General features: G+C 72.6%; 23 protein-coding genes. 15 read left to right on the forward strand and 8 right to left on the reverse strand.

From position 1 onward, the window contains the following. Positions 1 to 323: 323 nt before the first annotated feature. On the reverse strand, positions 324 to 1,496 hold the full coding sequence (locus G401_RS0140100) for an ArsR/SmtB family transcription factor (RefSeq protein WP_322787797.1): 1,173 nt from the start codon (positions 1,494 to 1,496) through the stop codon (positions 324 to 326). 70 nt (positions 1,497 to 1,566) lie between these two features. On the opposite strand from G401_RS0140100, the gene G401_RS51715 reads away from it, so the two are divergent. After that, the gene (locus tag G401_RS51715; RefSeq protein WP_157546807.1) at positions 1,567 to 2,889 is read left to right on the forward strand and encodes a SagB/ThcOx family dehydrogenase; all 1,323 of its coding nucleotides are present in this window, start codon (positions 1,567 to 1,569) and stop codon (positions 2,887 to 2,889) included. Here the strand turns inward: G401_RS51715 and G401_RS0140110 are convergent. Together G401_RS0140110 and G401_RS0140115 are read right to left on the reverse strand one after the other, a co-directional pair. Further along, positions 2,879 to 3,616, reverse strand: coding sequence for an ABC transporter permease (locus G401_RS0140110; RefSeq protein ID WP_027346914.1), 738 nt, complete (start codon positions 3,614 to 3,616; stop codon positions 2,879 to 2,881). The genes G401_RS51715 and G401_RS0140110 overlap by 11 nt on opposite strands. Continuing rightward, positions 3,613 to 4,524 (reverse strand): ABC transporter ATP-binding protein, encoded by a 912-nt coding sequence (locus G401_RS0140115; RefSeq protein WP_027346915.1) that lies wholly within the window; start codon positions 4,522 to 4,524, stop codon positions 3,613 to 3,615. The genes G401_RS0140110 and G401_RS0140115 overlap by 4 nt, the downstream gene beginning before the upstream one ends. Before the next feature lie 405 nt (positions 4,525 to 4,929). On the opposite strand from G401_RS0140115, the gene G401_RS55425 reads away from it, so the two are divergent. From G401_RS55425 to G401_RS0140180, 12 genes are all read left to right on the forward strand, one after another. After that, entirely contained in the window at positions 4,930 to 5,100 is a 171-nt protein-coding gene (locus G401_RS55425; protein ID WP_084558132.1) for a thiazolylpeptide-type bacteriocin, read from the forward strand. Between the two features lie 97 nt (positions 5,101 to 5,197). Next, on the forward strand, positions 5,198 to 7,738 hold the full coding sequence (locus G401_RS0140125; RefSeq protein ID WP_027346916.1) for a lantibiotic dehydratase: 2,541 nt from the start codon (positions 5,198 to 5,200) through the stop codon (positions 7,736 to 7,738). Continuing rightward, positions 7,735 to 8,856, forward strand: a complete 1,122-nt coding sequence (locus G401_RS0140130; RefSeq protein WP_027346917.1) for a lantibiotic dehydratase C-terminal domain-containing protein — start codon at positions 7,735 to 7,737, stop codon at positions 8,854 to 8,856. The genes G401_RS0140125 and G401_RS0140130 overlap by 4 nt, the downstream gene beginning before the upstream one ends. Continuing rightward, a complete protein-coding gene (locus G401_RS56980; RefSeq protein WP_027346918.1) occupies positions 8,853 to 10,334 on the forward strand; it encodes a hypothetical protein in 1,482 nt (493 codons plus the stop codon). The genes G401_RS0140130 and G401_RS56980 overlap by 4 nt, the downstream gene beginning before the upstream one ends. Further along, positions 10,331 to 12,127 (forward strand): TOMM precursor leader peptide-binding protein, encoded by a 1,797-nt coding sequence (locus G401_RS51720; RefSeq protein ID WP_051367945.1) that lies wholly within the window; start codon positions 10,331 to 10,333, stop codon positions 12,125 to 12,127. The genes G401_RS56980 and G401_RS51720 overlap by 4 nt, the downstream gene beginning before the upstream one ends. Further along, on the forward strand, positions 12,124 to 13,731 hold the full coding sequence (locus G401_RS0140145; RefSeq protein WP_027346919.1) for a thiopeptide-type bacteriocin biosynthesis protein: 1,608 nt from the start codon (positions 12,124 to 12,126) through the stop codon (positions 13,729 to 13,731). Before G401_RS51720 ends, G401_RS0140145 begins: the two co-directional genes overlap by 4 nt. Continuing rightward, positions 13,728 to 14,873 (forward strand): metal-dependent hydrolase family protein, encoded by a 1,146-nt coding sequence (locus tag G401_RS0140150; RefSeq protein ID WP_034594551.1) that lies wholly within the window; start codon positions 13,728 to 13,730, stop codon positions 14,871 to 14,873. The genes G401_RS0140145 and G401_RS0140150 overlap by 4 nt, the downstream gene beginning before the upstream one ends. Next, entirely contained in the window at positions 14,870 to 15,253 is a 384-nt protein-coding gene (locus tag G401_RS0140155; protein WP_027346921.1) for a hypothetical protein, read from the forward strand. The genes G401_RS0140150 and G401_RS0140155 overlap by 4 nt, the downstream gene beginning before the upstream one ends. After that, positions 15,253 to 16,680 carry a nitroreductase family protein gene (locus G401_RS0140160; RefSeq protein ID WP_027346922.1) on the forward strand — a complete coding sequence of 476 codons (1,428 nt, stop codon included), beginning with the start codon at positions 15,253 to 15,255 and terminating at the stop codon, positions 16,678 to 16,680. The genes G401_RS0140155 and G401_RS0140160 overlap by 1 nt, the downstream gene beginning before the upstream one ends. After that, positions 16,677 to 17,213 (forward strand): hypothetical protein, encoded by a 537-nt coding sequence (locus G401_RS0140165; RefSeq protein WP_027346923.1) that lies wholly within the window; start codon positions 16,677 to 16,679, stop codon positions 17,211 to 17,213. Before G401_RS0140160 ends, G401_RS0140165 begins: the two co-directional genes overlap by 4 nt. Next, the gene (locus G401_RS0140170; RefSeq protein WP_157546809.1) at positions 17,210 to 18,631 is read left to right on the forward strand and encodes a hypothetical protein; all 1,422 of its coding nucleotides are present in this window, start codon (positions 17,210 to 17,212) and stop codon (positions 18,629 to 18,631) included. Before G401_RS0140165 ends, G401_RS0140170 begins: the two co-directional genes overlap by 4 nt. Continuing rightward, a complete protein-coding gene (locus tag G401_RS0140180) occupies positions 18,628 to 20,082 on the forward strand; it encodes a nitroreductase family protein (RefSeq protein WP_051367946.1) in 1,455 nt (484 codons plus the stop codon). The genes G401_RS0140170 and G401_RS0140180 overlap by 4 nt, the downstream gene beginning before the upstream one ends. Positions 20,083 to 20,232: 150 nt before the next feature. On the opposite strand, the gene G401_RS0140185 is transcribed toward G401_RS0140180, so the two are convergent. Continuing rightward, positions 20,233 to 20,688: a hypothetical protein gene (locus G401_RS0140185; protein WP_027346926.1), complete on the reverse strand. Its 456-nt coding sequence runs from the start codon at positions 20,686 to 20,688 to the stop codon at positions 20,233 to 20,235. A 130-nt stretch (positions 20,689 to 20,818) separates the two neighbouring features. Then, complete coding sequence (locus G401_RS0140190) at positions 20,819 to 21,700, reverse strand: LysR family transcriptional regulator (RefSeq protein WP_027346927.1); 882 nt, start codon at positions 21,698 to 21,700, stop codon at positions 20,819 to 20,821. 131 nt (positions 21,701 to 21,831) lie between these two features. Here G401_RS0140190 and G401_RS0140195 point away from each other — a divergent pair, with 131 nt between their 5' ends. Both G401_RS0140195 and G401_RS0140200 read left to right on the forward strand, forming a co-directional pair. Next, on the forward strand, positions 21,832 to 23,202 hold the full coding sequence (locus G401_RS0140195; protein ID WP_027346928.1) for an MFS transporter: 1,371 nt from the start codon (positions 21,832 to 21,834) through the stop codon (positions 23,200 to 23,202). Positions 23,203 to 23,521: 319 nt separating this feature from the next. Further along, the gene (locus G401_RS0140200; protein WP_157546810.1) at positions 23,522 to 23,968 is read left to right on the forward strand and encodes a hypothetical protein; all 447 of its coding nucleotides are present in this window, start codon (positions 23,522 to 23,524) and stop codon (positions 23,966 to 23,968) included. On the opposite strand, the gene G401_RS0140205 is transcribed toward G401_RS0140200, so the two are convergent. The 3 genes from G401_RS0140205 to G401_RS0140215 are packed head-to-tail and all read right to left on the reverse strand — an operon-like array spanning position 23,963 to position 25,466. Beyond that, a complete protein-coding gene (locus G401_RS0140205) occupies positions 23,963 to 24,754 on the reverse strand; it encodes an alpha/beta fold hydrolase (RefSeq protein WP_027346930.1) in 792 nt (263 codons plus the stop codon). The two genes, G401_RS0140200 and G401_RS0140205, sit on opposite strands and share 6 nt — an antisense overlap. A gap of 23 nt (positions 24,755 to 24,777) precedes the next feature. After that, positions 24,778 to 25,134 (reverse strand): DUF1048 domain-containing protein, encoded by a 357-nt coding sequence (locus tag G401_RS0140210; RefSeq protein ID WP_034594555.1) that lies wholly within the window; start codon positions 25,132 to 25,134, stop codon positions 24,778 to 24,780. Continuing rightward, the gene (locus G401_RS0140215) at positions 25,131 to 25,466 is read right to left on the reverse strand and encodes a PadR family transcriptional regulator (RefSeq protein ID WP_027346932.1); all 336 of its coding nucleotides are present in this window, start codon (positions 25,464 to 25,466) and stop codon (positions 25,131 to 25,133) included. The genes G401_RS0140210 and G401_RS0140215 overlap by 4 nt, the downstream gene beginning before the upstream one ends. Positions 25,467 to 25,555: the final 89 nt, after the last annotated feature.

Here is a 25,555-nt window from a genome sequence, read left to right on the forward strand (position 1 = left end):
TGAACGCCGCGGAACCGCGGAATGAATGTCACATTGTCGTCGACTGAGCATTGCGTGCGCGCCGCCCGGCGTACATCAGTGACGCGGGCGTCGATGATTCGCGACGCCGGGCGGCGCTCATTCCATGGTCTTTGTCGGTAGTCGGGGCCCCCATTCGGGTACGTTTCTCTTCCGGCCTCGCGAGCGTCGCCGCCTTATCCAGGAATTTTGCCGCGATCATGAAATTCTGCGGATTCGTGGGGTATCGGCGGAGCCGAGGATCGGGATAATACGGCGGCTCTCGTAAGGCGTGGCGATACGTTAATCGCGGGAATGTCGCGGAGTCAGCGCGGTGTCGGCGCCGGCCCGCTGCCGGTGTCCCCGGCGGGCCGGGTGAGCAGCCCGTTGAGGCCGTGGAAGATGCGTTCGAGACTGCTGGGAACCAGGCGATAGAGCACGTACGCCCCCTCGCGGCGGGATTCGACCAGCCCGGCGGCGGCCAGGAGCCGCAGGTGCTTGCTGGCGGCGGCCTGGCTGATCCCCAGCAGCGGGGCGAGTTCCTGGGTGCTGCGCGGTCCTTCCCGGACGAGCCACAGGACCCGCAGGCGGGTGCTGTCGTCCAGCCCGCGCAGCAGCGGCAGCAGGTCGGCCAGCGGATCGGGCTGGGCCGGCGGTGCCGCTCCCGCCGCCACCGGGTAGATGACGCACACCGTGCCGGGTACGCCGTGGACCACGCACGCGTGCGGCCAGAGGTGGGCGCTGGCGAGCAGGGCCGGCTTCGACTCGTCCGTGCAGGGGACGGGCAGGTCGAAGGCGGCGCCGGCACAGGTCGTCGCGGCCGAGGCCAGCCGCTCCGACAGCAACGCGAGCAGGCCGCGGGTTCCCGTGCCGTTGACGGCCAGGCTCGCCGCCGTGGCCGCCTCGACCAGCTGTGGTTCCACGGCGGCCCACTGATGCCGGAAACCGACCCGGTTCCAGTAGTCGTCGAGCAGGTCCAGCAGGCGGTCGCCGAGCCGGCCGGGATCGGCGAGGCCGACCTGGACGAGCTGGAAGGCCACCGGTCCCAGCCGGGCGCTGTCGCGCAGGATGACCGCCTGCACCATCGGGTCGTGCAGGTCCTTGCCCTGCGTGCGTTCCACGCCGGCCAGCGCCCGCAGGATCTGCCGGCCGAGCTCGTCGCGGTGCGAGCGCAGGAGCTCCAGCTCCGCGTCGAACCCCAGCGGGGACCCGCCCAAGGTCGATCCGACCGCGGGCACCAGCACGGCCGCCAGGAAGGCGGCCGCACCGAACCGGAAGCCCGCGGTCTCCTGTCTCATCGGTGCGGTCATCCGCCGCCGCACCGTACGCAGCCAGTCGTGATGCATCGGGTGGTGCCTGGGCTCGGCCATGGCGTGGAGTGCTGCCATCGCTTCGACCATCGGAGAACGTGTAGGTGCCAACGAATTCCTGTTTTCCCTTATAGACGCAACGGTGCTCAACGATGCTGTCCCCCGTATCTGCATGCCGGACAAAGCCATGTCAACATATCGTCAGGCGGGGATCAATGGATAGCGTGGACCGCCGGCCTGTGGATAAAGGAGCTCTCCTGTGAATCGTGTCGTGCATCGGTGGACTTCACTGCCGGGTACGCGTTTCGCCCGAGACGCCGAAGGGCACGTGTGGGCGGTCGGAGCGCGCCGGCAGCGACTCGGTCCGGCGGAGCCCGCCTTGCTCGCGGCGTTGCGGTCGCTGTCCACCGAGGACGGCGACGGCCTGCTCGGACTGCCCGCCCCGCTGGACGTCCTGCACGGCGGTGGCTGGCTGGGTGTCGAGGTCTCCTGCGACGGCAAGCCGCTGCTCGCCGAGTTCCCGCTGGGCGGCGTACCGCTGCCGGCGCACGTGGATCCGCCGCGCCCGCCCGGTCCGGCCCGGCTGTCGCGCTTCGCGGTGCTGCGCAGGGACGGCGACGTCTTCGTCATGGAGTCCCCGCGCGCGCGTTCCACGGTACGCATCGCGTCGGCGGCGGTCCTCGACGTCGTGATCGATCCGGACTCGACCGCCCTGCCGGAGCCGGTACGCGCGGCCGTCCTCGATCGCCTGGCCGCCGCCGGGTTCCTCGGCGGTCCGGACGAGGAGGCGGACTTCCGGCTGCGCCAGTGGGGCCCGCACGAACTGTGGTTCCACGCCCGCAGCCGGTGGGGCGGCGGCGCGTCGGCCGACCCGGTCGGGCCGAGCACCTGGGCCCGCGACGTGTTCGCCCCGCTGCCTTCGCAGCACGCCGCGGTCCCGGGGGAGAGCCGGATCGCGCTGGCCGCCCCGGACCGGCCGGCCACGGCTCTCGGCGCGCTCCTCGACGAGCGCGTGTCCGTCCGTGCCCACGACGACGCCCGTCCGCTCACCCTGGCGGTGTTCGGCGAGTTCCTGCACCGCTGCGCCCGCGTACGACGGACGATGATCTACGACGACGTCGAGTACACGGCCCGGCCCTATCCGAGTGGCGGGACGGCGTACGAGCTGGAGATCTATCCCGTGGTACGGCTCGTCGAGGGCCTCGCGCCCGGGCTCTACCGGTACGAGCCGCACGACCATGAGCTGGTGGTGCTGCCCGGCGTCGACCCCGGGATCTGCGACGAACTGCTCCGGCAGGCGGCCGTGACGGCGATGGCCGCCGAGCCTCCCCAGGTACTCCTCCTGGTGGCGGCCCGGTTCGGCCGGATGCTGTGGCGCTACGAAGGGATGGGCTACGCGACGACCCTCAAGAACGTCGGCGCGCTCTACCAGACCATGTACCTCGTGGCCACCGAGATGGGTCTCGGGCCGTGCGCTCTGGGCAACTCCGACCCGCGTTTGCTGGCCCAGGCGGCCGGGCTCGATCCGCTGGTCGAAGGGACGGTCGGCGAGTTCCTGATCGGCAGCCGGGTCAGGCCGTGAGCCGCCGGCCGGCCCGCCGGTAGAGGATCAGCGCCGCGACCGCGAACAGCAGCCCCCAGTACGCGAGGATGCCGATCCCCTGGATGTCGGGCGCCTCGCCGGCGAGCGTCCGCCAGCCCAGTTCCGCGTAACGGTAGGTCGGCAGGACCTGGGCGACCGCCCGCATCACCGAGGGCATGAGGCTGGCGGGGAACCACAACCCGCCGAGCAGTGACAGTGTCATGTAGACGGCGGTGATGACCGGCTGGGCGGCGTCGCCGCCCACGAGGTAGCCGAGCGCGACGCCGAGGGCCGCGAAGGGCAGGATGCCGATCACCAGCAGGAGGACCAGTTCCACCCAGCGCAGCGCCGGGAGCGTGACACCGTTGGTGAGCGCGCCCGCGAGGAAGACCAGCCCGATCGTCGGCAGGGTCGTCAGCATCGCCACGACGACCTTGACGGTGAGGTAGTCCCGTCCACTGAGGGCGGTCAGCCGGAGCTGGCGCGCCCACCCGATCCGGCGTTCCACGGCGATCCGCGTGCCGATGAACAGCGCCGCGCTGACGGCGCCGAAGGCGGCCATGGACACCATCGAGTACGCGTTGCCGGTCGTCCCGGCGATCCGCCCGTTCGTGACGCCGACGTGGCTGAACACGAGGTAGATCACCACCGGGAAGCCGACGGTGAACAGCAGGTACATCCGGTTGCGCCAGACCCGGCGCAGCTCGATGGACAGATAGGTGCTCATCGCACGCCCTCCGTGATCGCAATGAACGCGTCCTCCAGGGTCGCGCCCACCACCTCGATGCGGGTCGCCCCGGGATTGCGGTCGAGCAGGGTCCGCAGGGCGCGGTCCGAGTCCGTGCAGCGCAGGACGACATGGTCGCCGGAGATGCGGACCTCGGCCACGCCGGGCAGCGACTCCAGTTCGCCGCGGTCGGCGGGCGACAGCCGGCAGCGGATCTCGCGGGTTCCCACGACCTCGGTCAGGGCGTCCGCCGGGGCGTCCGCGATCACCTTGCCGCCCGCGATGACCACCACGCGATCGGCGTAGTTCTCGGCCTCGTCGAGGTAGTGCGTGGCGAACAGGAGGGTCCGGCCCAGGCCGGAGGCAGTCTCGCGGCGTTGCCAGAACTCGCGGCGGGCACTGACGTCCATCGCGACCGTCGGCTCGTCGAGGATCAGCAGCTGCGGATCGGAGCACAGGGCCATCGCCAGTTTGACGCGCTGGGCCTGGCCGCCCGAGAGGACGTCGGTCCGGCGGCCCAGGAACTCGGTGACGCCGGCCTCGTGGGCGATCTGCTCCAGCGGGGCGTGCCGCGGGTAGCAGGCGCACACCAGGCGGATCAGCTCGCCGACGGTCACGTCGGGCAGCAGGCTGCCGGTCTGGAGCATGGCGCCGACCGCACCGGAGCGCAACGCGTCCTGCGGTTCCTGGCCGAGCAGGCGGGCGGTGCCGGCGTCGGCCTGCTGCAGGCCGAGAAGGATCTCCAGCAACGTCGTCTTGCCGGCGCCGTTCGCGCCGAGGAGGGCGACGATCTCGCCGGGTCGCACGGTCAGGTCCACTCCGGACAGTGCGACGACCTCGCCGAAGGCTTTGCGTACGCCGGCCGCGCTGAGCGCATCCGCGGACCCCTCCGAGCGTTCATCCCGCATCGCCCCGTGTCTCCTCATCGATAGCGGTACACCCCGTTGCCGCGGCGAAGACTATCACGCGATCCCTTTCGGACAAGGCTTCGCGGCCGGCGGCTCGCGGCGGTCGTGTCATAGCCGACAGGCGCCGGTCCGACGCCTGTCGTAGATCAATTAACCGCATCGCGAATTCCGTGAATCGCTTGCCGGATCGCGAATGCGAAATGGTTATCAGGTATGGGTGAACTGCGTCAGGGATGCCACGAATCCGCTGCTCGGGAGACTGCGCGAATCCCCAGATCGATACCAGCGGCCAATGTGGATCTTCCTTGATCGTTCATAAGTTGTTCTCGTCCGGCCAGTCCGGCCAGACCGTGTCGATCCCATATCCGGCCGGCAGTCCGGCCGGGCCGACCAAAGGAGGGGCACATGCCCACGCAGGACCTTGAATTGATGGACCTCGACCTCGACCTGGAGATCGTCGAGATCTCGTCCGTGCGCGACGCGGTCGCGCTGCCGGAGTCGGGCGCCTCGTCCGGCACCAGCAGCTGCGGCTCGTCCTCGTGCTGCGGCAGCTGCTCCTGCTGCTGCTGCCTGTAACACCCACCGGGGCAGCCTGCCCGCCGCGCCAGGCCTAGTGGCGCGGCAGGCAGGCCGCTCTTTCCATAGTGGCAGGTCCGGACGGAAGGGATGCGCGGTGGTGGACGTCGAATTCGCGCCGTACGCGCTGGTGCGGTTCAACCCGATCGCCGGCCCCGCGCCGGTCGGCCGCCACCACGCCGTGTTCGACGAGATCGACCGCCTCGCCGTGGAGCGGCGGCGGCTGACTCCGGCCGTCCTGGAGCGCTTGTACGCGCTGGCCGCCGAAGTCCCCGACGACGTCCGCCTCCAGGTGGTGCTGCCGTCGTCGCGAGCCGTGTTCAACGACCGCGACCCGCGCGTGCCGCCCGAGCGGCTCGCCGCCGAGGTGCCCGACCTCGTGCGGTGGCACGAGCTGCGGCGCGCCGAGCGGGAGCGGCTGGACGAGGCGGAGGCCCTCGTCGCGGCGGTGCTCACCGAGGAGCGCGATCTCCTGCGGGCGGTGCTCGGCCACGAAGACTTCCTGCGCGCCGCCGCGATCTCCAGCCCGGATCTGGCCCGCAGCGCCGCCCGTTACGCCGCCACACCGCCGGCGCAGCAGCCCAAGCGGGTCCGCAAGTCCGAGCCGAAGCTGATCCGGTACGCCTTGCGCGCGATCGCCAAGACGAGCCCGTTCAGCCACTACACGGTCATCGGCATGGGCCGCTGGCGACCGGGCGCGCCACCGGATCCGGCCGACCGTGCGGTGCGGGTCGAACCGAGCCTGCTCCTGCTGCTGCGGTTGCTGGACGCCGCGACCGCCGATCCGGCCGCGCTGCCCGTCTCCGTGCGGCTGGCGGAGGGGGTCGTGCGGACCGACGCGGGATTCGAGTTCGAGGTCATGCGCGACGACCCGCAGCGCTCCCGCGTCTACCGCACCCGCCGGTCGAGGGTGTGCGTCCCGGCATCGGGTGCCACGCGCTACCTCGTCGACGGCGTCGGCAGCGGGGCCCGTCCCGTGCAGGAGCTGGCCGCGGCCCTCGCCCAGCGTTCCGGGCAGCCGGTCGCCACCGCGTACGCGTACATCGGGCGGTTGCTGTCGGCCGGGCTGCTGACCGTGGATCTGCGCGTCGACCAGCACGCGTCTGATCCGGCCCTGCGACTGGCCGAGGACCTCCGGGCACTGGGCGCGCCGGCCGCCGTGGAGCTGGCCGAGTGCGTGGCCGGGCTGCATCGGCGTACCGTGGCCGTGGCGGGCATGGAATCCGGTGACCGACCGGCGGCGATCGACGCCCTGCGCGCCGCATGGGACGCCGCCTTCGCCCGCTACGGCACGAGCTCCCTCACCGACAGCCCGTTGTACGAGGACGTGGCCCTGGCCGGGAGCGTCGACGTCGACCCCCGACGCTGGGCGGCCGTCCGCGACGATCTGCGGTCGCTGATCCCCGCGCTGGAACCGCTCAACATGGACCACCCCGGTCAGGCGCTGATGACGCTGAAGGTGGTCGACAAGCTCGGGCCGGGCGGCTCCTGCGCCTACCCGGAGTTCGTCGCCATGCTGCCCGACGTCTTCACCACCGAGCAGGTCACGCTGGCCGCGATGCTCGCCGAGATCGGCGGCCGCGATCCCGGGCTCGACGAGCTGCTGGCCGTGCGCGAGCGGTACCTGCACCAGGTCGCCACCGCCGACGGGCCGGAGGTCGTCCTCAGCCCCGAGTTCGTCGCCGGCATGGCCGCCGGCGTCCCGCGGCGATTCCGGCGCGAGCACGCTTCGTTCAGCGTCTTCGTGCAGGCCGTGTCGGAGAAGGACGCCGTCGTGGACCGTGCGGCCGTCAACGCCGTCCTCGACGGCAACGGCGGGTTCCTGTCGAGGTTCCTCGAACTCGACGACGACGGCATCACCGCCACCCTGCGCGAGCATCTGCGGCGTACGCTGCCGGCCGGGGCGACCGAGCTGCGTCCAGTGCAAGGCTTCAACGCCAACGTGCACCCGGCCCTGCTGGACCGGCAGTTCCGCACGTTCGACGGGGCCGACGGCATCGATCCGGGCACGTTGCGCGTACGCCACGATCCGGTCGAGGGCCGGCTGGTACTGGAGGACGCCGACGGCCGGCGGGTCCTGCCGAAGTACCTCGGCTTCCTCGTGCCCTACCTGTTGCCGTGGGAGCTGACCGGCCTGTATCTGCTCAGTGCGCCGAGCCAGCTGCGGATCGACGCCGCGGGCGAACTCGAGCGGCGGCTCGGCGAGGCGGATCGCACCGGCATCCGGGCCTACCCCCGGGTCCGGTACGGCTCGCTCATCCTCAGCCGCCGCCGGTGGATCGTGCCGGCGCCGCTGCTGCCGGTGCAAGGCCCCGCCGAGTCCGACGCCTGGTTCCTGGCCCGCTTCGACGCCTTCCGGGCCGCGCACGGCATACCCGCCCGCGTCTTCGTCGCCCGGCTGGGCACGGCGCCGGACGGCGGTGAGGCCGACGCCCTCGGCCGCCCCAAGCCGATGTACGCCGACCTGCGCTCCCCGCTGCATCTGCGCTGCCTGCCGGCATGGGTGGCCGACGCGCCGACACTGCGGATCGAGGAAGCGACGCCCGATCCGGCCGCACCGCCGGCCGATCCGCTGACCGGCCGGCGCGCGACGGAGTACCTGATCGAGTGCAGCCAGACCGAAGGCGGTGACCGGTGATCCGAGCCCTGGTGGCCAGCCACCACGACGCCGACAAGCGGGCGCTCCTGCGGGACTGCCTCGTCCCGCTGGCCCGCGGCGTACCCGGTGCCTTCCTCGAACGGCACTGGCTGCGCGGTCCGCACGTCCGTCTCGCCGTCCCGGCCGGTACGCCGGAGGCGCCGCTGCTGGCAGACGTGGCCGGATACCTGCGGCGGAACCCGTCGCGCCAGCCGGTCGACCCCGTGGCGTACGCGCGGCTGAGCCGGGAACTGGGCCGCTCCGAACTCGTCGCGGGACCCTACGAGCCGGTGCGGGCCGACAACACGGCGGTCATGGAGGACTACCCCGAACAGGATTCCGTGGCGCTGCTGGGCGAGGCCGGATTCGCGCTCAAGCGCCGGATCCTGGCCCGCGCGGTCGAACCGCTCGCGCACGGCCTCGAAGCACTCGACCGGGGACGGCACCGGGTCGTCGTGGCCATGGGCGCGCTGATCGCCAACGCCACCCGGTGGCCGATCGGCGGCCTGGCGACCGGCCAGCTGAGCTACCGGTCCCATCTGGAGGACTTCCTCGCGAACAACGACGCCGACGGCCAGGTACGCACTCTGCTCGCGGCCCGCTTCGCGGCGAACGAGGACTCGTTGCGGGCAGCCTTCCGGGCGCAGGTGTCGGCCACCGACCACGGCCGGTACACCGGTGACGATCCCTATCCGCGGGCCTGGTCCGAAGCGTTCGACGACGTGTGGCCGGCGCTGCTGGAGGCCTCGCAGGCGGGCGAGGTCACCGAGGACGTCGGTCCCGGATACCTCAGCGCGGCCCGGGAATTCGACGAGCGGACCGAGCGGCAGTGGCGCTTCGGACCCGACCGGCCGAGCAGCGACTTCCACCACGAACTGGGCAAGCTGCGCGACCTTCCCGAACGGGTGCACGTCAGCGAGTTCGCCGCGTACCGGTTCGTCACCAATCAGGTCACGCGGTGGCTGCCGCTGCTGGGGATCTCACCCGTCGAGCGGTACTTCGCGTCCTTCGCGGTGTGCGAGCTGACCGAGCAGGAGTTCGGCGTGAGCTGGCGTGATCAGCTGGCCGCGATCCGGCGGGATCCCCACGCCCGCATCAGCGAAGGCAACCCGACATGAGTATCGTCCTGCGCCCCGGCGCCGCCGTGTACGCCGTCGACGAGGGCCTGCTGTTCAGCGGCTGGTCCAGCGGCGGCCTGATGTCCTGTTCGGCGGGTGTGGTGAAGCTCTGGCGGACGGTCGAGCCGATGCTGCGCGCGGGGGCGGACCCCGATGCGTTGCGCGGACGCCTGCCCGAGAAGGCCGGTGCGGTGTTCGACCAGATCCTCGGCACCCTGACGGCGCACGACATGCTCATGTCGCTGCCGAACGTCGCCGTGCCGCCGTACCTCGCCTGCATCGCACCCGATCCGGTGGCCGCGGCCCGGGTGGCCGCGTCGGTACGCCTCCGGCTGACGGGCGCTGCCGCCGACGTCTCCGGAGTCGGGCCGGCGCTCACCCGGGCCGGTCTGCACATCGATACCCTCCGCGCGGATGCGGAGCGAGAAGACGGTCCGGCCGCCGGGGAGAGTCCCGTGTGGACCGTCTACGTCGGCGGGCCCGCAGGCGCGGCCGGTGCGGATGTCGCCGTCCTCGTCCTGAACGACGTGCTCCTGGTCGGCACCGCCGACGTCCTGGCCGACCCGACCGTGGCCCACCATCTGAAGGCGGACCCGATCGTCGTCCACCACCTGAAGGCGCAGGCCGCAGCGAGCCCGGCCGGCGCGGGAGCGGCGGAGACAGCGGGGACGGCGGAATCGGGGGCCGGTGCGGACCAGCCGGGGCCGGGCGAGTGGGCGATGGCGCGCGCTGTGGTGGTGGAGCGGGTCCTGCGCCTGTGCGCCGGGCTCACCCCGCCGCCGGTGATCATCCGCGGCGGCACGGCCCTGCCGATCACGGAGACGCCTGAGCCCGAACCCGGCGACCTGCCGCAGCTGCCGCTGGCCCAGCAACGGGTTCGGCTGGCCGGGCAGGAAGCCGTGGGGGCGGGCGCGGACCAGACCGCCGCGGCCGGGGACGCGCGGCGGGCGGCGATGCGGGCATGGACCGGGACCCTCGCCGCGGACGGCTGGTCGGTCGGCCCGATCGGCGCGGCCGGCGGCGATCCGCTGGACCTCTGGACGGACGCGGTCGGCCGGATCCTCGTGGCCCAGGCCGGCCGGCCGACCGAACCGGCGCCGCCGGACCTGCCCAGATCGGTGCGCTGGCGGCGTTCGATAGCCCGCCGCGACGGGCGCGAACCGACTGTCTCCTGTGGAGTGACAAGCGTCGGCGCGGCGATCGCGGTGGCCTCGTCGGCACAGCGCGAATCGTGGGGCTACGGAGCCGATCGGGCGAGCGCCGTCGAGCACGCGCTGCGCGGTCTGCTGGTCGATGCGCCGCCGCCGGGCCGGATCTCGGTCAGCCACGACGCCGAAACGGTGCGGGCACTGGAGCCGCTGCTCGGCGACCGGCGCCGGGTGGCGGAGGCGATACCCGGCCTGCGGTTCGAAATGTGCGAAGAGGTGGGCGCAACCGCAGACGGCGACATTCTCGCGGGAAGGATCGGGATCGCGTGAGCACCGACGTCATGTCCGCCGCCCCGGTGGTGGCCGACGATCCCACGCTGGACCTGGCGGGCCTGGTGGAACGGCAGCGCGCCGCGCACGCCGACGGCCGGCCGTTCCTGCCGGTCCGGTTCAAGGGCGCCGCCATCGAGATAGGACCGCTCGTGCGTCCCGGCGTACCCGGCTGCGTGGCGTGTGCCGAGGAACGGCACCGGTCGGTCGCGTCGACCCCGCCGATGCACGCGTACCTGGCGCAGGAACCGAGCCGGCTCACTTCCGAGACCCACTGGAGTGTGCTGGCGGCCGAGTTGGTCGCGGCCCGGCTGGCCGGTGGCGCCGACGACGACGTCATCCAGGTCGTCTCCGCGGCGCGCGGCGAGATCCAGCTGCACCGCCTCACCCCGGTGCCCGACTGCGAGGTCTGCTCGGTGCTGCCCGACGACAGCGCCGATCTCGCCCGCTGGTCCTGGACCACCCAGCGGTCGGCCGAGCCGGAACGGCTGCGGGTCAAGCCACTGCTGCCGCTGTCCGACCTCGCCCACATGCATGACCACCGCTACGGGCCGGTGGCGCACGTCTACCGCGACCCCATCGCGCCGATGGCGTTCACCGGCGTGGAGCTGGCCACCCTGCGCCACCGGCCCCGGATGTACGCCTTCGGCCGGTCACGGGACTTCGAGAGCTCCCGCCGGGTCGGCTTCCTCGAAGCGGTGGAGCGGGAGTCCGGCTCCTGGCCGTCGGCGCGGCGTACCAGTGTGGTCGGCAGCTACCGTTCCCTCGCCGACGTCGCCCTCGATCCGGCGCTGCTCGGCCTGACCGATCCGGCGTACGACGGGCATCGGCATTCGCTGCTGACGCCGTACTCGCCCGACGCGCAGACCAGCTGGGTCTGGGGGCACGACGTGGCGTCCGGCACGCCTGTCCTGGTGCCTGAGCACGTGGCGTACTACGGCGTTCCGGGTCGCCCCGGGCGGGCCCGTTTCCTCTACGAGTGCTCCAGCGGCTGCGCGGTCGGCGGCTGCCTGGAGGAGGCCGTCCTGTACGCGTGCCTGGAGACCATCGAACGCGACGCGTTCCTGCTGGCCTGGTATTCGCAGACCCCGGGGACACCGCTCGACCCCGGCGGCGTGGTCGACCCCGACGGCTGCGACCTGCTCGACGTGCTGGCCGGCGAGGGCTACGAGACACGGCTGTTCGACATCACCAGCGATGTCGGCGTACCCGTCGTCTGGGCGCTCGCCCTCGACCCGGCGAACCCCGACGGGGCGAGCCTGTCGGCGGCGGCCGCCCATCCCGATCCGGAGCGGGCGATCACCGGGGCGCTGGTCGAGGTCGCCGCGATGGCCGTGCTGGGCAACCGGCGTACCGACCATCCGTCGGCCGAGGACCGCCGAGCGATGCTGGCCGACCCCACGCGGGTGGTGTCCCTGGACGATCACGTCGCCCTCTACACGCTGCCCGCCTCGCTGGACCGCTTGGCCTGGCAGCTGGAGGCCGGGCCGCCGGTCGACGCGGCGACGCATTTCGGGGACTGGCGCAGCCGCTGGATCCGCCCCGACCTGACCGACACCATGCGGCTCGTGACCGGCGCGATGGCGGCCGCCGGACTGCCGCCGATCATCGTCCGCCAGACGACGGCCCGCGATCATCGGCTCGGTGTCGAGGTGGTCAAGGCGATCGCGCCCGGCGCGCTGGCGATGACCTTCGGCCACGTCCACCACCGTACGCGTGGCCTGCCGCGCCTGGACGCCGCGCGGGCGCGTACCGGCGTCGACGGCCCGATCCTGCCGCACCCGTTCCCATGAGCTGGACGTCGTTGCACGCCTTCGCCCACGGCGGCCGGGAGCACACCGACACGTTCCTGGCCGAGTGCGTCGCACCGGAGGCCGACCGGCTGACGGCGGCCGGGGAGTGTCGCGGGTGGTTCTTCATCCGCTACTGGCAGGGCGGCCCGCACGTCCGCGTCCGGCTCCGCGACGCCACACCGTCCGCTGTGGACGAACTCGCCCTGCGGATGGAGTCGTGGCTTCTGGACCATCCCGAGCCCGCGCTCGAACCGGCGGCCTACTACGGCACGCGTACGCCGGATGCGGCCTGGCACAAGCACGGCGAGGTCACCCGGGAAGCCTACGAGCCGGAGCTGGACCGGTACGGCGGTCCGAGCGCGATGGCGGCGGCCGAGGACCTGTTCGTCGTGTCCACCAGGGTGGCTCTGACGGCGTTGCGGCAGCCGCGGCTGGGGGTGGCCTACAACCTGCTGGCCGCGTTCGGCGCGGCGGTCTGCGACGGGCCGGCCGCCGAGGCGACCATGTTCCGCCGGTACGTCCTCAGCGCCCGGTTCAACACCGAGGACCCGTCGGACGTCGACGTGCGGACGATCCGCGGGCGGGCCGAGTCGGACTTCCAGGCCCGTCGCGAGTCGTACCTGTCGTCGCGGGCCAAGGTGCGCTCCGCCGTGGGACAGGACGCCGCCCGGACCGGGTACCTCGGACTGTGGCACGCGTCCGCCACCGCGTACGCCGAACGCCTGCGGCACCTGGAGGCGGCGGGGGAGCTGGGCGGGGTCGGATCGGTGTGGACGATCCTGCTGAGCCAGCTGCACATGCTGCACAACCGGATGGGCGTGGAACTCGCCGAGGAGTACCACCTGTCGTGGCTGGCGTCGCTGGCGGCCGTCCAGGCGAGCATGGGGGAGGGCTTCCACGACGGGGGGCTCGACACGCCCGCCCGCCGGTACCACGAGGCGGCCAAGTACTTTCCCGCCACGCTGCCCGCGCAGCTGCCGCGATCGGACGTGCCGCCGGCCTACGTTCCCCGGACTCCGGTGTTCGATCTCCCGGCGGCCGGCCCGCTCGACCGGCCGGTGGGGGAGACGCTCCTGGCGCGACGGTCCACACTGGCCGGTTACCACGGTCCGGTGTCCCTCGACGACCTCGCGACGCTCCTGGCGTACTCGGGGGGCGACCGGTATCCGAGCGCCGGCATCGTCCGTCCGACCCGGCTGCTCGTCGTGCCGACCCAGGTGCCGGGGCTGGAGCCGGCGGTCTATCACCACGATCCCGACGGGCACCGCCTGCGGCGGGTCGCGCCGTTCGTCGGGCTGGCCGGCACGTCGCCCTATCTGGACCCGGGCGAGGTGGTGGCGCTCGATCCCGCGCGCGTACCCCTGTGGCTGGTCGTCGTGGGCGACATCCCGGCCATCACGGCGCGCTACGGCCTGCGCGGCTACCGCTTCCTCCTGCTGGAGGCCGGTCACTTGGCGCAGAACGTGCTGCTCGTCGCGACGGCGCTGGGGCTGCGCTCGGTGCCGATGGGCGCCTTCCACGACGACGCCCTGGCGCAGGCACTCGACCTCGACGGGATCGGCGACGTCCCGCTGTACCTCATCCCGATCGGCGGCCGGTCGTGATCGTCTATCGGGGCGCCGAGGTGTTCGACGGGCACGACGTGTCCGTCACCGACGTGGGCGTCGCCGACGGCGGCATCGTCGCGATGGGCGCCGGTCTCGACGGCGAGCGCCTGGTCGACCTCACCGGGTTCGGTCTCCTGCCCGGATTCGTGGACTGCCATGTCCACGTGACCGTCAGCTCGATGGATCCCGGAGTGCTGCTGCGGACACCGGCCAGCTACCGGATCCTCAGCGCGGCCCGCAACCTCCGGCGTACGCTGGCCGCCGGGGTCACGACCGCGCGGGACGCCGACGGCGCGGACGCGGGGCTGCGCCAGGCGATCGACGACGGGCTGATCCCCGGTCCCCGTCTGCGGATTGCGATCACGATGCTGAGCCAGACCGGCGGCCGGGGCGACTATCGCACGGCGTCGGGCGTACCGCTGCCCGCGTTCCCGGACGACCGTCCCCCCGGCGTGGTCGACGGGGTGGAGCAGATGCGGCGCGCTGTACGCGGTCTCGTCGCCGCCGGTGCCGACGTCATCAAGATCGCCGTCAGCGGCAGCGCGCTGGGCACCGACGCCGATCGGGCTCAGCTGCGCGACGATGAGATCGCCGAAGCCGTCGCCGAGGCGAGCGCGGCCGGACTGCCCGTCATGGCCCACGCGCACAGCGCGGAAGGTGCGTTGCGGGCGATCCGCCACGGCGTGCACTCGATCGAACACGGCAGCGGGCTGAGCGACGAAGCGATCGCCGAGATGGCCGACCGGGGTACCTGGCTCGTGCCCACCCTCGCCGCGGGCCGCGCGACCGGCGACACGGAGTACGCCGACCGGCACGTCGAGGCGTTCCGGCGGGCCCGGGCGGCGGGCGTGCGGATCGCGATGGGCTCGGACTCCGGGCTGGTCGCGCACGGGCAGAACCTGACCGAGCTCACCGCCCTCGTCGAGGCGGGCATGTCGCCCTGCGAAGCTCTGACCACCGCCACGTACGCCGGTGCGCGCCTGCTGCACCTCGACGAACGGATCGGGACGCTGGCGCCGAAGCGGCAAGCGGATCTGGTCGTCGTCGCCGGCGGCGTCTTTCCCGTCGAGACCATCGCGCGGCGCATCGTGGCGGTCCTGCGCGACGGCCGGGTGGTGGCAGGGCGGTTGCCGTCATGATCCCCGTCCTCGCCGTCGGCGCCGTCGGGCACGCCATCGCGGCCAAGCTCACCGCCGAGTCCTACGACGTCGCGGTGATCCTGACCGACGCCGTGACCGCCGACGTCGAGCAGCTCGCGTGGCGCTGCCTCAGCGCGGGAACCCCGGTCCTCATCACTGTGCTGACGGGCGCCCGCCTCACCGTGGGGCCGCTGCATTTGCCGGACGGTCCGGGCGTGCCGTCGACGGGGTCGGGCGCGGGCGCGCCGGCCGGCGTACTGACGCAGCACATCGAGCTGGCCGCGGAGGTCACCCGCTGGTATCTGCGGCACGCCCACACCGAAGCGCTGAGCGTGGACCTGGTCGGCGTCGGTCTCCGGCGTTCGAGCGGGGAGCCGTGATGCCCCGGCTGACCGGTGCCACCACCGCCGACTCGCTGGCGGAGGCCGCCCGCACGGATCCGCATCTCGGCGTACCGGCGCGTCCGGCGCTGCGGCCCGGGATGCACTGGGAGTTCGGCGAACGTGCGGTCACCGTCGACACCGGTACGCGCCAGCTGCAACTGAGCGGACCGCGGATCTCGGCGGCGCTCGCCGCGCTCACGGCCCGCCTCGACGGGACGAGCGACCACGATCTTCTGGCGACCCTGTGCGGGCTCGCTCCGTCGGCCGTCGAGAAGCTGCTGGGAGTGCTCGCCGTGCACGGGCTCCTCCAGGAGGGGCCGTCCGTCCCCGATCCGCGTACGGACGGGGGGTCGTGGCTGTATCTCAGCCGGGGGGTCGCGGCGACCGGCGTACACGCCGATGCGTCGGGTGCGCTGGACGTGCTGGAAAGTACGCCGGTCTGGGGTGTCGACAGTGATCTGCTGACGGCGGCCCGCACCGTGGCCGACGCGGCCTGGGTGATCGTCGGCGGCACACCCGACCGCGCCGTGTGGCGGGACCATCTGCGGGCGGGCCGGACCGTCGTTCCCGTCGTGCGGGCGGCGGACGCTGTCACGATCGGACCGGTGCTGGAGCCCGGCAACCGGCGGCCCTGCCTGTCGTGTGTCGCCGAGGCGCTGCCGGCCGACGACGACGGCGGCACGGCATCGGCCCTGGCGGACGTCCTGGTGGCGATGGAGGTCGCGCAGACCGTCGGCCGCTTCGGGCGTACGCTCACGAACGTCACGGCCGTCCGGCACGACCTGCGCGCGTGGCGCACGGACCTTGTCCCGGTGGCCTGCCGCGGCCATGGTTCCACTGTGGACCAGGTCATCCGCGACTACGAGGCGGCGGCCGGGCTGCCCGCCCGCCGGTGGCTCGACCCGGCCCTGCACCGTGGCCACTACCGGCCCGGCGCGCTGGCCGCGCAGACCGCCTTCCCGCGCGCGCCCGGGCCCGGCCGGCCCGCGCTCGATCCGATCGGCGCGGCGCTGCGCCGGGCGGTCGGCCTGCGTGCCACGGCACCGCCCGACCGTTACGCGCCGTCCGCAGGCAACCTGGGCATCATCATCGGGTACGCCGCCGACGCGAACGGGATCCACCAGTACGACCCGTACGCGCACGAGTGGGTGACGCTGGAGAAGACCGGCCCGCCGATCGATGACACGGTGGTCGACGGGACGGCGATCGTGCTGGCCGCCGACATCGGGCGGTCGCTGCCGAAGTACGGGCTGAAGGCCTACCGGCTGGCGTGGCTGGAGGCGGGCGCGGCCATGGGCCAGCTCGCGATCGCCGCGACGGCACAAGGCCTGCGGATGGCGGCCCTGACCGAGTGGCCCGACGCCGGCTGGGAAGAGCGGCTGGGACCGGGGTTCCTCGTGTGCGCGATGGCGGTCGTGTCATGACGACGCAGGCCGCACTTCCCCTTGACGTCCTGGCATACGTGCGGTCGGCCCGGTCGTCGTGGCCCGCGCCGGTCTCCTTGCCGTGGGTGGTGGATCCCGAGGTACTGGAATCGCGGCGCTCACGGCGGTCGTGGTCCGGCCCGCTCGCCCCGGTGTCGGTCGCCGCCGCGCTCGAAGCCGCCCGGCTGCTCGACGCGGCGTTGTGGCCCGGCGAGGAACCGCTCGGCGCCACCGTCGTCACCCCCGACGAGGGCATGCTCATGCAGGTCGACCTGGCCGCGGCACCCGCGCTCGTGCTGTGGCACGGGGACGTCGAGGCGGCCATCGCCGCTCACGGCGGCGCCGGATACCGGCTCCTGCTGACCCGGGGCGGCGCCGCGGCCGCCACGTTCCTTCTGCACATCCAGCAGCACGGTGGAGTCGGCTGTCTCACCGACGGTCTCCTGCCACCGCTGCGCGACGACGTCCCGCCCGCCGGCCGCCTCGCCCTCATCGGCGCCGCGTTCGGCGTACCCGCCGAGGAGGAAGATTGAGCCGCCGCGTACGCCTGCGCCCCGGAGTGCACGCCGCGCCTGTTCCGGGCGGGCTGAGCATCGCCGGGCTGGGCCGCACGACCGTGGTCGCCGCCGACCCCGCCGAGTGGGACGCGCTGTTCCCGCGCCTGCACGCCGGATCGCCGGTCGGCCCGTCGACCCTTGTGGACCGGCTGGAAGAACTGGGCCTGCTGCTCGATCCCGGCGACCGCCCGGCCGAGGCCGACCGCTTCCCCCGCGTACTCAGCTACCTGGAGGCGCACGCCGTCTCGCCCTACGACTCCTTCCGGCGGCTGCGCTCGGCGGTCGCGTACTTCCCGGGCGGCGACGGGCTCGTGCTGGACGCGGTACGCCGAACCCTGGAACAGGCCGGCGTCGGCCGCCTGGTGGCCACGGATCCCCGGCCGGACGCGTCCATCGTGATCACCGTGGACACGTCGGAGCCACCGGACGCGCCGTGGATCGGCATCTGGCTCGCGGGCGAGCACGCCCTCGTCGGCGCGACGCTGCCGGATGCGCTGCGCCGCATCCGATTCGAGGTCGACCGGGCACCGGTGTCGCCCGTGGTCGCCACGCTCGCCGGCAATCTCGCCGGACTGGCCGCCCTGCGGGTGATCGCCGGACTGGACGACCCCGCGGCGCGTCGCGACGTCCAGCTCATCCGGACCGACGGGCTGAAGGTCACGGCGCATCCGACCGCCGCAGTCGCCGCCGAATGGGCCGAGCTGCCGGCGGACTTCGCGGTCGACGCCTTCGTCCCGCTGTATCCCGGGGCGGTTCCGCCGGTCCCGATCGCCTGCGACCCGGTGACCGGCGCGCTTCCCGCACCCATGCTGGTTCCCGCCGACGGCTCGACCGCGGCCGTGGCGAGCTGTGGCGTGGCGTACGGCGCCGGTCCCGATCCGGCCGCTGCGCTGCGGCGGGCGTTCGTCGCCGCCGCGCGTACGCTGGTTCCGTTGCCGGACAACGATTCCGTCGCCGCGGCCGGAACGTCGCCGGCGGAGTTCTGGCGCGACGCGGTCCTGCGGTGCATCGCGCGCTGGGAGGAGTCCGGCCGCCTGGACCGTCTCGCGGCGATCACCGGCCTGCACCCGCGTACGCCGGTGCCGGAGGCGGAGGTCGTCACCTATCGCGTCGCCGGCGGCCGCGACGTGTTCGCCACGACCGTCCGGATCGGCGGCCGGCTGGCGGCACTGGACTGCTCCCTGGACGCGCAGTCGAGTGTGGACGGTGCCACGGCCCATGCCCTCCTGGCCCCGGGCGTCGCCGTCGACTATGCCGTACCCCGCGATCCCGGCGAATTCGACGCCCGTGCGCTGCTCGGCGACGACGTGACCGGCCGATGGTGGCGGGGCGAACCGCTCCTCGACGACGACGTCCTCACCGGCGTCGTCGCGTTCCGGAAGGACCTGCCGTGACCGCGTTCGACCTCGAAGCCTTCGCCCGCCTCCAGGCCCGGCCGAGCGAGATCTTCCGCCGGCCCGTGCGGCCGCTGCCGCCCCCGCCGCCGATCCGCTACTCGGCCGCGCCGTGCGTACCGCTGCCGATCGGCCGCCCGCGTACGCTGGCCGCGGTGCGCTACCCCCGCGCGCGCCCGGCCGCGCCGACCGGGCTGGACGGATTGGCGGACCTTCTCACGTCGGCCTTGGGGTTCCAGCGATACGAGCCGGCCAACAACTACAACGCACATCGGGCGTACCCCTCGGCGCAGAGCCTGTTCCCGGTCGAAGCCTTCGTGGTACGCGGACCGCGGGCCTGGCACTACGACGCGGCCCGCCACGCGCTACGGCCGGTGGGGGAGACGGCGGACGGCGACCCGGCCGGAGCCGGCGCGATGATCGCAGTCCTCGGCCGGCCGGGGCAGCTGCCGGACTACTACCGGGAGCTGCGCTGGGCGCTGACGCTGTGCGAAGCCGGTCACGCGGTCCAGGCCACCGCGGCCGTCGCCCAGGCTCTGGGGTACGCCGCCGGGGTGCACACCGACTTCGACGACGCCGCGCTGCTTAGCGCGATCGGGGCCGGACCCGCGGACGGATGGCTGCCGGCGGCCCTCATCGGCCCCCTGTCCACCCCGCCGGCCGACTCCTCGACACGCATCGGCTCGGCCCCGTCCGGCGGTGTCCCGCTGCCGGACGACACCGTGCTCGCCGAGGACCCCGTCCTGCACGCCGACCGCCTCGCCTGGCCCGCCTCTCACTCGCTCGGCAGCGACGATCCCGGATCCGATCCCCGTCCCAAGGCTGGATCCGACGCCGCGTCCGAGATGGGCGACGAGACGGGGGCGAGTTGGGACCACGTCCTGTTCACCCGATCGGCCGGGCACAGCCGCGGCGGCTTCACGGCCTCGCCCGCAACACTGCCCCGGCAGGCGCTGACCTCCGCGCTGGCCGCCTGCCGCCACGCGGCCCGTCAGGACTGGAGCGGCCTGGGCGTACGCCTGTGCCTGGCCGTCGAGCGCGTCGAGGCCCTCGCCGACGGCCTGTACGCCTGGTCCCCCGAGGCCGGTGACCTGACCCTGCTCGCGCCCGGCGCCCACCTCGGCGCGGTGCAGTCGGCGTACCTCTATCCGTCGACGGTCATGCGGGTCGACACGTGCAACGTCGCGATCATGTTCCTCGCCGACTACCCGTCCCTCATCGGGTCGCACGGTGCGCGCGGGCTGCGGTTGAGCCAGCTCGCCGTCGGGGCGCTCGCGCAGGCGGCCGGCCTGGCCATGGCGGCGCACGGCGCGTTTCTGCGTCCGGCCCGCAGCTTCGACCCCGATCGGCTGGGTGAGCTGGCCGACGCCAAGGACGGCGAGACGGTGGCCTATCTCGCGTTGTGCGGTCAGGCCAGGCTGGACGATCTCCTGCTCGACCTGCGGGTCTGATCGCTCCGTAGTCTGACTCGCGAGCTGGCGGACCGTCCTGACGAACGGCACCCTGGATCTTGACCGGCCGCCGCTCTCCGGACATCGGCGCGGCCGCCCGCATCGGCAGGCGGCCGCTGAGCGATCCGGGTCGTTCTCCCGGCCGGCCGGCTACGAGGTGAACGGGTTGTCCCGGTACTCCTCTTCGCACTTGAGCGTGGCACCGAGGTCGACGCAGACCTGCAGACCGGCCTTCATGATGTCGCCGCTGGTGTTCAGCTCCTTGTTGTCGTACGGGCCCCATGCGTCGCTCTCACAGGTGCCGTCGTCCTCGTGCCAAGCGCCGTTGGCCCACGAGCCGTTGCGGAGCAGGGCCCGCGCCCGGCCGATGACGCGGAAGCCGTCGCCGGGGCAGGTGTCGTTGATGACCCAGTTGTTGTAGGTCACCGACCGCGCCGCGGTGAAGTTGAGGTCCGCGTACGTCGAGCCGCCCGAGTCGCCGCCGGACGGGTACGTCTGCACGTGAACGTAGATGTGCCCGTCCTCGGCCATCGCGGGGATCGGGGCGGCGATCAGCATCGCGGCCGAAACGACCGCGACGCCGAAGGTCTTGAAGGGAATGCGCATGTCAGAGCTCCTCTTCGCTGGCGGTGTGACGTTGCCTGCACGGAGGCTGATCCAAACATCGCTCAATACAGATGGGATACATATTTCGTCTACGGCGGCATGCGTAGACGTCCCTGGTCCCGTCTGGTGTTCAGGGCCGGGCGGCGGCGTACAGGATGTCGCGTACGCCGGGCAGTGACTCCTGGTCCTCTCGCCAGACCAGCCGCAGGCTGAGGTTGGGGAGGGGGAGGGCGAGCTGGACCAGGGCGCCGGAGCGGAGGCTGTCGGCGACGGCGAACCGGGGCAGCAGCGAGATTCCGAGTCCGTGCTCGGCCCACGCGCGCATCACCGGTACGCCGCCGACCTTGACCCGTTGGGGTCCGGCGCCGAGGATCTTGTTCCCGGCCAGCCAGAACGAGCACTCCGGCACGTTGACCAGGAGCCGCTCGTGCTGGAGGTCCTCGGGAGCCAGCGTGCCCCGGCCGGCGAGGGGATGGGTGGGCGCGGACACCAGCGCGAGGGGGACCGGGTCGAGGTCGATGAAGGCGAGCGGTTCGGCGGGGGCGGGGAAGCCGAGCCCGCCGATGTCGTCGCCGGAATCCAGCAGCAGGGCGGCTTCGAGCCGGCCCTCGATCACATCGGTCAGCAGGCCGTCGCGGGCGCGGTCGGAGTGGATCTCAAGGTCGATGTCGGGCCGGCGTTCGGCGAACCGGGCGAACACCTGGGGGACATGCGAACCGGCGAGGGTCTCCAGCGCGCCGAGCCGCAGCCGCCGCCGCTCGCCCCGGACGTCGCGGGTGGCCCGTTCGGCCTGGTCGAGCAGGGACCGGGCCCATCCTTGCAGCCGTTGGCCGGCCGGGGTGAGCCGCATGCCCTTGGGGCCGCGTACGAACAGGGCCACACCGAGGGCTTCCTCGAGGATGCGGATCTGCTGGGAGACCGACGAGGGGGCGAGGTCCAGCGCGACGGCGGCGTCGGTCACGGTTCGGTGCCGGACGACGGCCTCGAAGGTCCTGAGTTGGCGTAGCTCCACACCGGGCGGAACAGCTCGGAGCGTTCGGGAATTCCGAATGCTCCGTGCGGCTGCGGCGGTGGAGCCGTCGGCCTGGGGAAACGCACAGTGGTGGCGTCCTTTCCACCGTCATCCCGGAGAGTCGCCCAGTCATGACCGTCTTGAGTTCATCCGCGCCGCCGTCGGCGCTTCTCCGTACGCCGCGGGGGCGCTCCGGCGTCCTGGCGGGCATCTCGCTGGGCTACTTCATGGTGCTGCTGGACATGACGGTGCTGGCCGTCGCCGAGCCCGATCTGGCGGCGTCGCTCGGCACCTCGATGGCCGGACTGCAGTGGGCGACCGTCGGCTACACCGTGGCGTTCGCCGCGCTTTTGCTGTCCTCGGGGGCGGCGGCGGACCGATTCGGCGCCGAGCGGCTCTTCCGGGGCGGGATCGCGGTCTTCACGCTGGCGTCCTTGCTCAGCGCGTTCGCCCCCGGGCTGTGGGCGCTCGTCCTGCTGCGCGCCCTGTCGGGGATCGCGGCGGCGGCGTGCGTACCCGCCTCGATGGCGATGATCGCCCAGCTCTACCCGGAACCGGCGGCCCGGGCGCGTGCGGTCTCGACCTGGGCCGCCGTCAGTGGTGCGGCCGTCGCGGCCGGTCCGATCGCGGGCGGCGCACTGGTCGGCGCGGCCGGATGGCGGTCGATCTTCCTCATCAACGTGCCCATCGGCCTCGCGGTCCTGGTGCTCACGCTGGGCCGGGCGGTGGCCTGCCCGCGCGGCGACCGCCGGATCGACTGGGCCGCCCAGTTGGCGGCCGCCGCGGTGCTGGCCCTCTTCACGGACACGCTCATCGCCGCCGGTTCGCGGGCGTGGGCTCACGCCGCGTGGTCGTCGGTGGGGCTGGTGGCGGCGGCGCTGGCATTCCGGTGGCGGGAACGCCGCAGCCCGGCGCCGGTCCTCAACCGGGTCCTGCTGCGGTCGGTCCGGGTACGCGCCGGCCTTCTGGCGGCCGCGGCGGTGAACTTCACGTTGACCGGGGGCCTGTTCGTGCTGCCGCTGCTGTTGCAGCAGGAGCGGCACCTGGATCCGCTGCGGGCCGGGCTGGCGTTCCTGCCGCTGACGGTTCCCTTCGCGGTCAATCCGCCGTTCACGGGCAGGATCGTGGCCCGGGTGGGTCCACGCCGTCCGATCCTGGCCGGCTTGGCCCTGCTGACCGCCGGAGGAGCGGTGCTGGCCGCAGTGGTCTTCGCCGGCGGCGGTTACCCGTGGCTCGCGGTGGGCCTCCTGCTGACCGGGTTCGGCGTCTCCTACGCGTTGCCGGCGCTCGTCGCGGCCCTGGTCGGCGTCGCTCCCGCGGGCACGGCCGGCGCGGTGGGCGGCCTGCTCAACGCCGTACGCCAAGTCGGCGCCACCCTCGGCGTCGCCGTGATGGGTGCCGCAGTGGCCGCGGGCACGGGATGGGCACTGCTGGTGTCGGCCGCGGTGTGCGGGGTCGCCTGGTCCGTCTTCGCTCTCGCGCGCCGTGAAGAGGCCGACTGATGCCGTACTGGCCGTGAACCTTCGGACGGGTCGGGTACCACCTCTCCGAGGCGTACCCGAAACCGGGCATCGCCGCGTGGCGAACTCGCCCGGCTCGACTTCGGACACAACTGGCGCAGCGGCGGGCGCGGCCCTTCCGCGGTCCGTCAACGACCCTCCGCGGTACGTCAACAAATCGTCAAGAACGACGGCGGCGGCGCCAAGAACGCGTCAGGGCGTCTGTGCCGGTGCGGCGTACCGGAGTTGACTCCGAGGAGGCGGCCGGTCATCGGCCGCGCCCGCGGCCGGGAGGCGGCCGTACGCAGACATCGGAGCAGACGTGAACTCCACGCGGGTGGCCAAACCCCACTGGCCGCTGCTGATCGCATCGGAGAAGGCCGACGACCACGAGGTGCCGGGCGGCATCCTCGTCGGCGCCGGCGCGCTCGTGATCATCGTGGCCGGTTTCGTGGCCTCGGCGATCCCGCAAAGTGCTGGGAACCTCCGTTATGGCGTACTCGTCGCCGCGGTGCTCGGCTTCGCGGCGTTGTGCCGTCGCTGGAGCGTCGCGATCGCCGTGGCCGGCATCGGTTTCCTGGTGTTCGACGGATTCCTGGTCAACCAGCTGGGTGTGCTGTCGTGGCATGGCTGGGCGGACGCCGGGCGCATCGCGGCGCTCGGCGCGGCGCTGATCTTCGGACGGCTCGCGGGCGACATCGGATCGGCCCCCCGGGCCTCGGCCCCTCAGAAGGCCGGCAATCCACGGCCGGATTCGATCAGATCATAGGTCCGCGCTGGTGAGGTCGGCGAGTTCGCGGATGGTCTGGGCGACCGCGGGGGAGTCCTTGCTGAGGATCTTGCTGTGGTTACTGGCGACCTTGGCGCTGATCCTGAGGTGGGGGTTGGCGGCGAGCAGTGGTTCGAGGACCGTCCGGCCCTGCTCCATCTCGCCGTCCTTGCTGCCGAGGCTGTCGCCGGTGGCCATGACGAACCAGACGGGACGCGTCAGCCGTTGCAGGACCGGCCCGCTGGCGGCGGCGATCTCGTTGAGTTCGATGTTCACGTCGGCGTGCTGGTCGGCCGACATCTTGGCGGCCAGGCCGAGCCGGGCGGCGATCGGGAAGAACAGGCGCATGCGGCGGAACAGCTTGCGGATGCGCTCGTGGCCTTCCGTTCCGGTCAGCCCGACCGGGAACGCGTCCACGATCACCGAACCCTGTACGCGATCGGGGTGCCGGTCGGTCCAGTGCCAGGCCAGAATGCCGCCGTACGACCAGCCGGCGAGCAGTGGCCGCTGCACGCCGCGTGCGATGAGGACGGCGTCGAGGTCGCGCAGCGCGGCCTCGAACGAATAGTCGCGCGAGCGCTGGGACTTGCCACGGGCCCGTTCGTCGTAGGTGATGTGGCGGAAGCCGGGGCCGAGTTCGGCGATGACGCGACGCCAGTGCGACTGATCGGCGTACGCGCCGTTGAGGTAGACCACCGGACGGCCGGTTCCGCCGGTGTCGGACACGTACAGTTCGGTGTCGTCGACGGCCAGCATGCCGGTCCAGGGGGATGGGGTGACGGTCATGAGGGTTCCTTCTTCCGGTCTCTTCAGCGCTGCGCGGTCTCTTCGGCGGCGGCGCGGTCGATCTCCCTGGTCAGCCGGTCCCGTTCGCGGATGATCCAGTGGCCCTTGGGGTAGTTCTGGACGAACGTCTCGATGAACTCCACCGGGTCCTCGCCGACGATCGCGCGGATCGGGGTTCCGCTGGCCGCGCCCTGTTCGAACAGGTCGATGAGGTCGCCGTACATGGCGGTTCCGTCACCGCCGGTGCCGAAGTAGTTGAGGTAGCGCTCCAGCGCATCGAGCGCGGTCCGATAAGCGGGGGGCAGTTGCCGGGAGCGTGCCTTGTACTCGCGCCACTGCTTCTTGCCGCCGACCACGGTGGCGATGAACTTCGAAATCATGGTCTCTTGTCTCCTTCACGGAGCCGTCCGAGCCGGTCGGCCAGGAAATCCCAGGTACGCCAGAACTCGTCGAGGTACGCGCGCCCGTGCTCGTTGAGCGAGTACACCTTGCGTGGCGGCCCCTTTTCGGAGGGGACCTTCTCCACGTCGACCAGGCCCTTCTGCTCGACGCGGACCAGCAAGGCGTAGACGGTGCCCTCGGCGATGTCGGCGAAGCCCTGGTCCCGCAGCCACGCCGTGATCTCGTAGCCGTACGCGGGCCGCAGTGAGAGCACCGCGAGCACGATGCCTTCCAGCGTGCCCTTGAGCATCTCCGTCGTCTGCCTGGCCACGGGCCTGCCTTCGCTACTCAGTGTCGCTGACTACCGGTATATAGTAGCACTGACTAGTGATGCCGCAAGCCCGCCCGGATCAAGGGGCT

Origin of the sequence: Hamadaea tsunoensis DSM 44101 (assembly GCF_000428945.1) — a bacterium.
Lineage (GTDB): Bacteria > Actinomycetota > Actinomycetes > Mycobacteriales > Micromonosporaceae > Hamadaea > Hamadaea tsunoensis.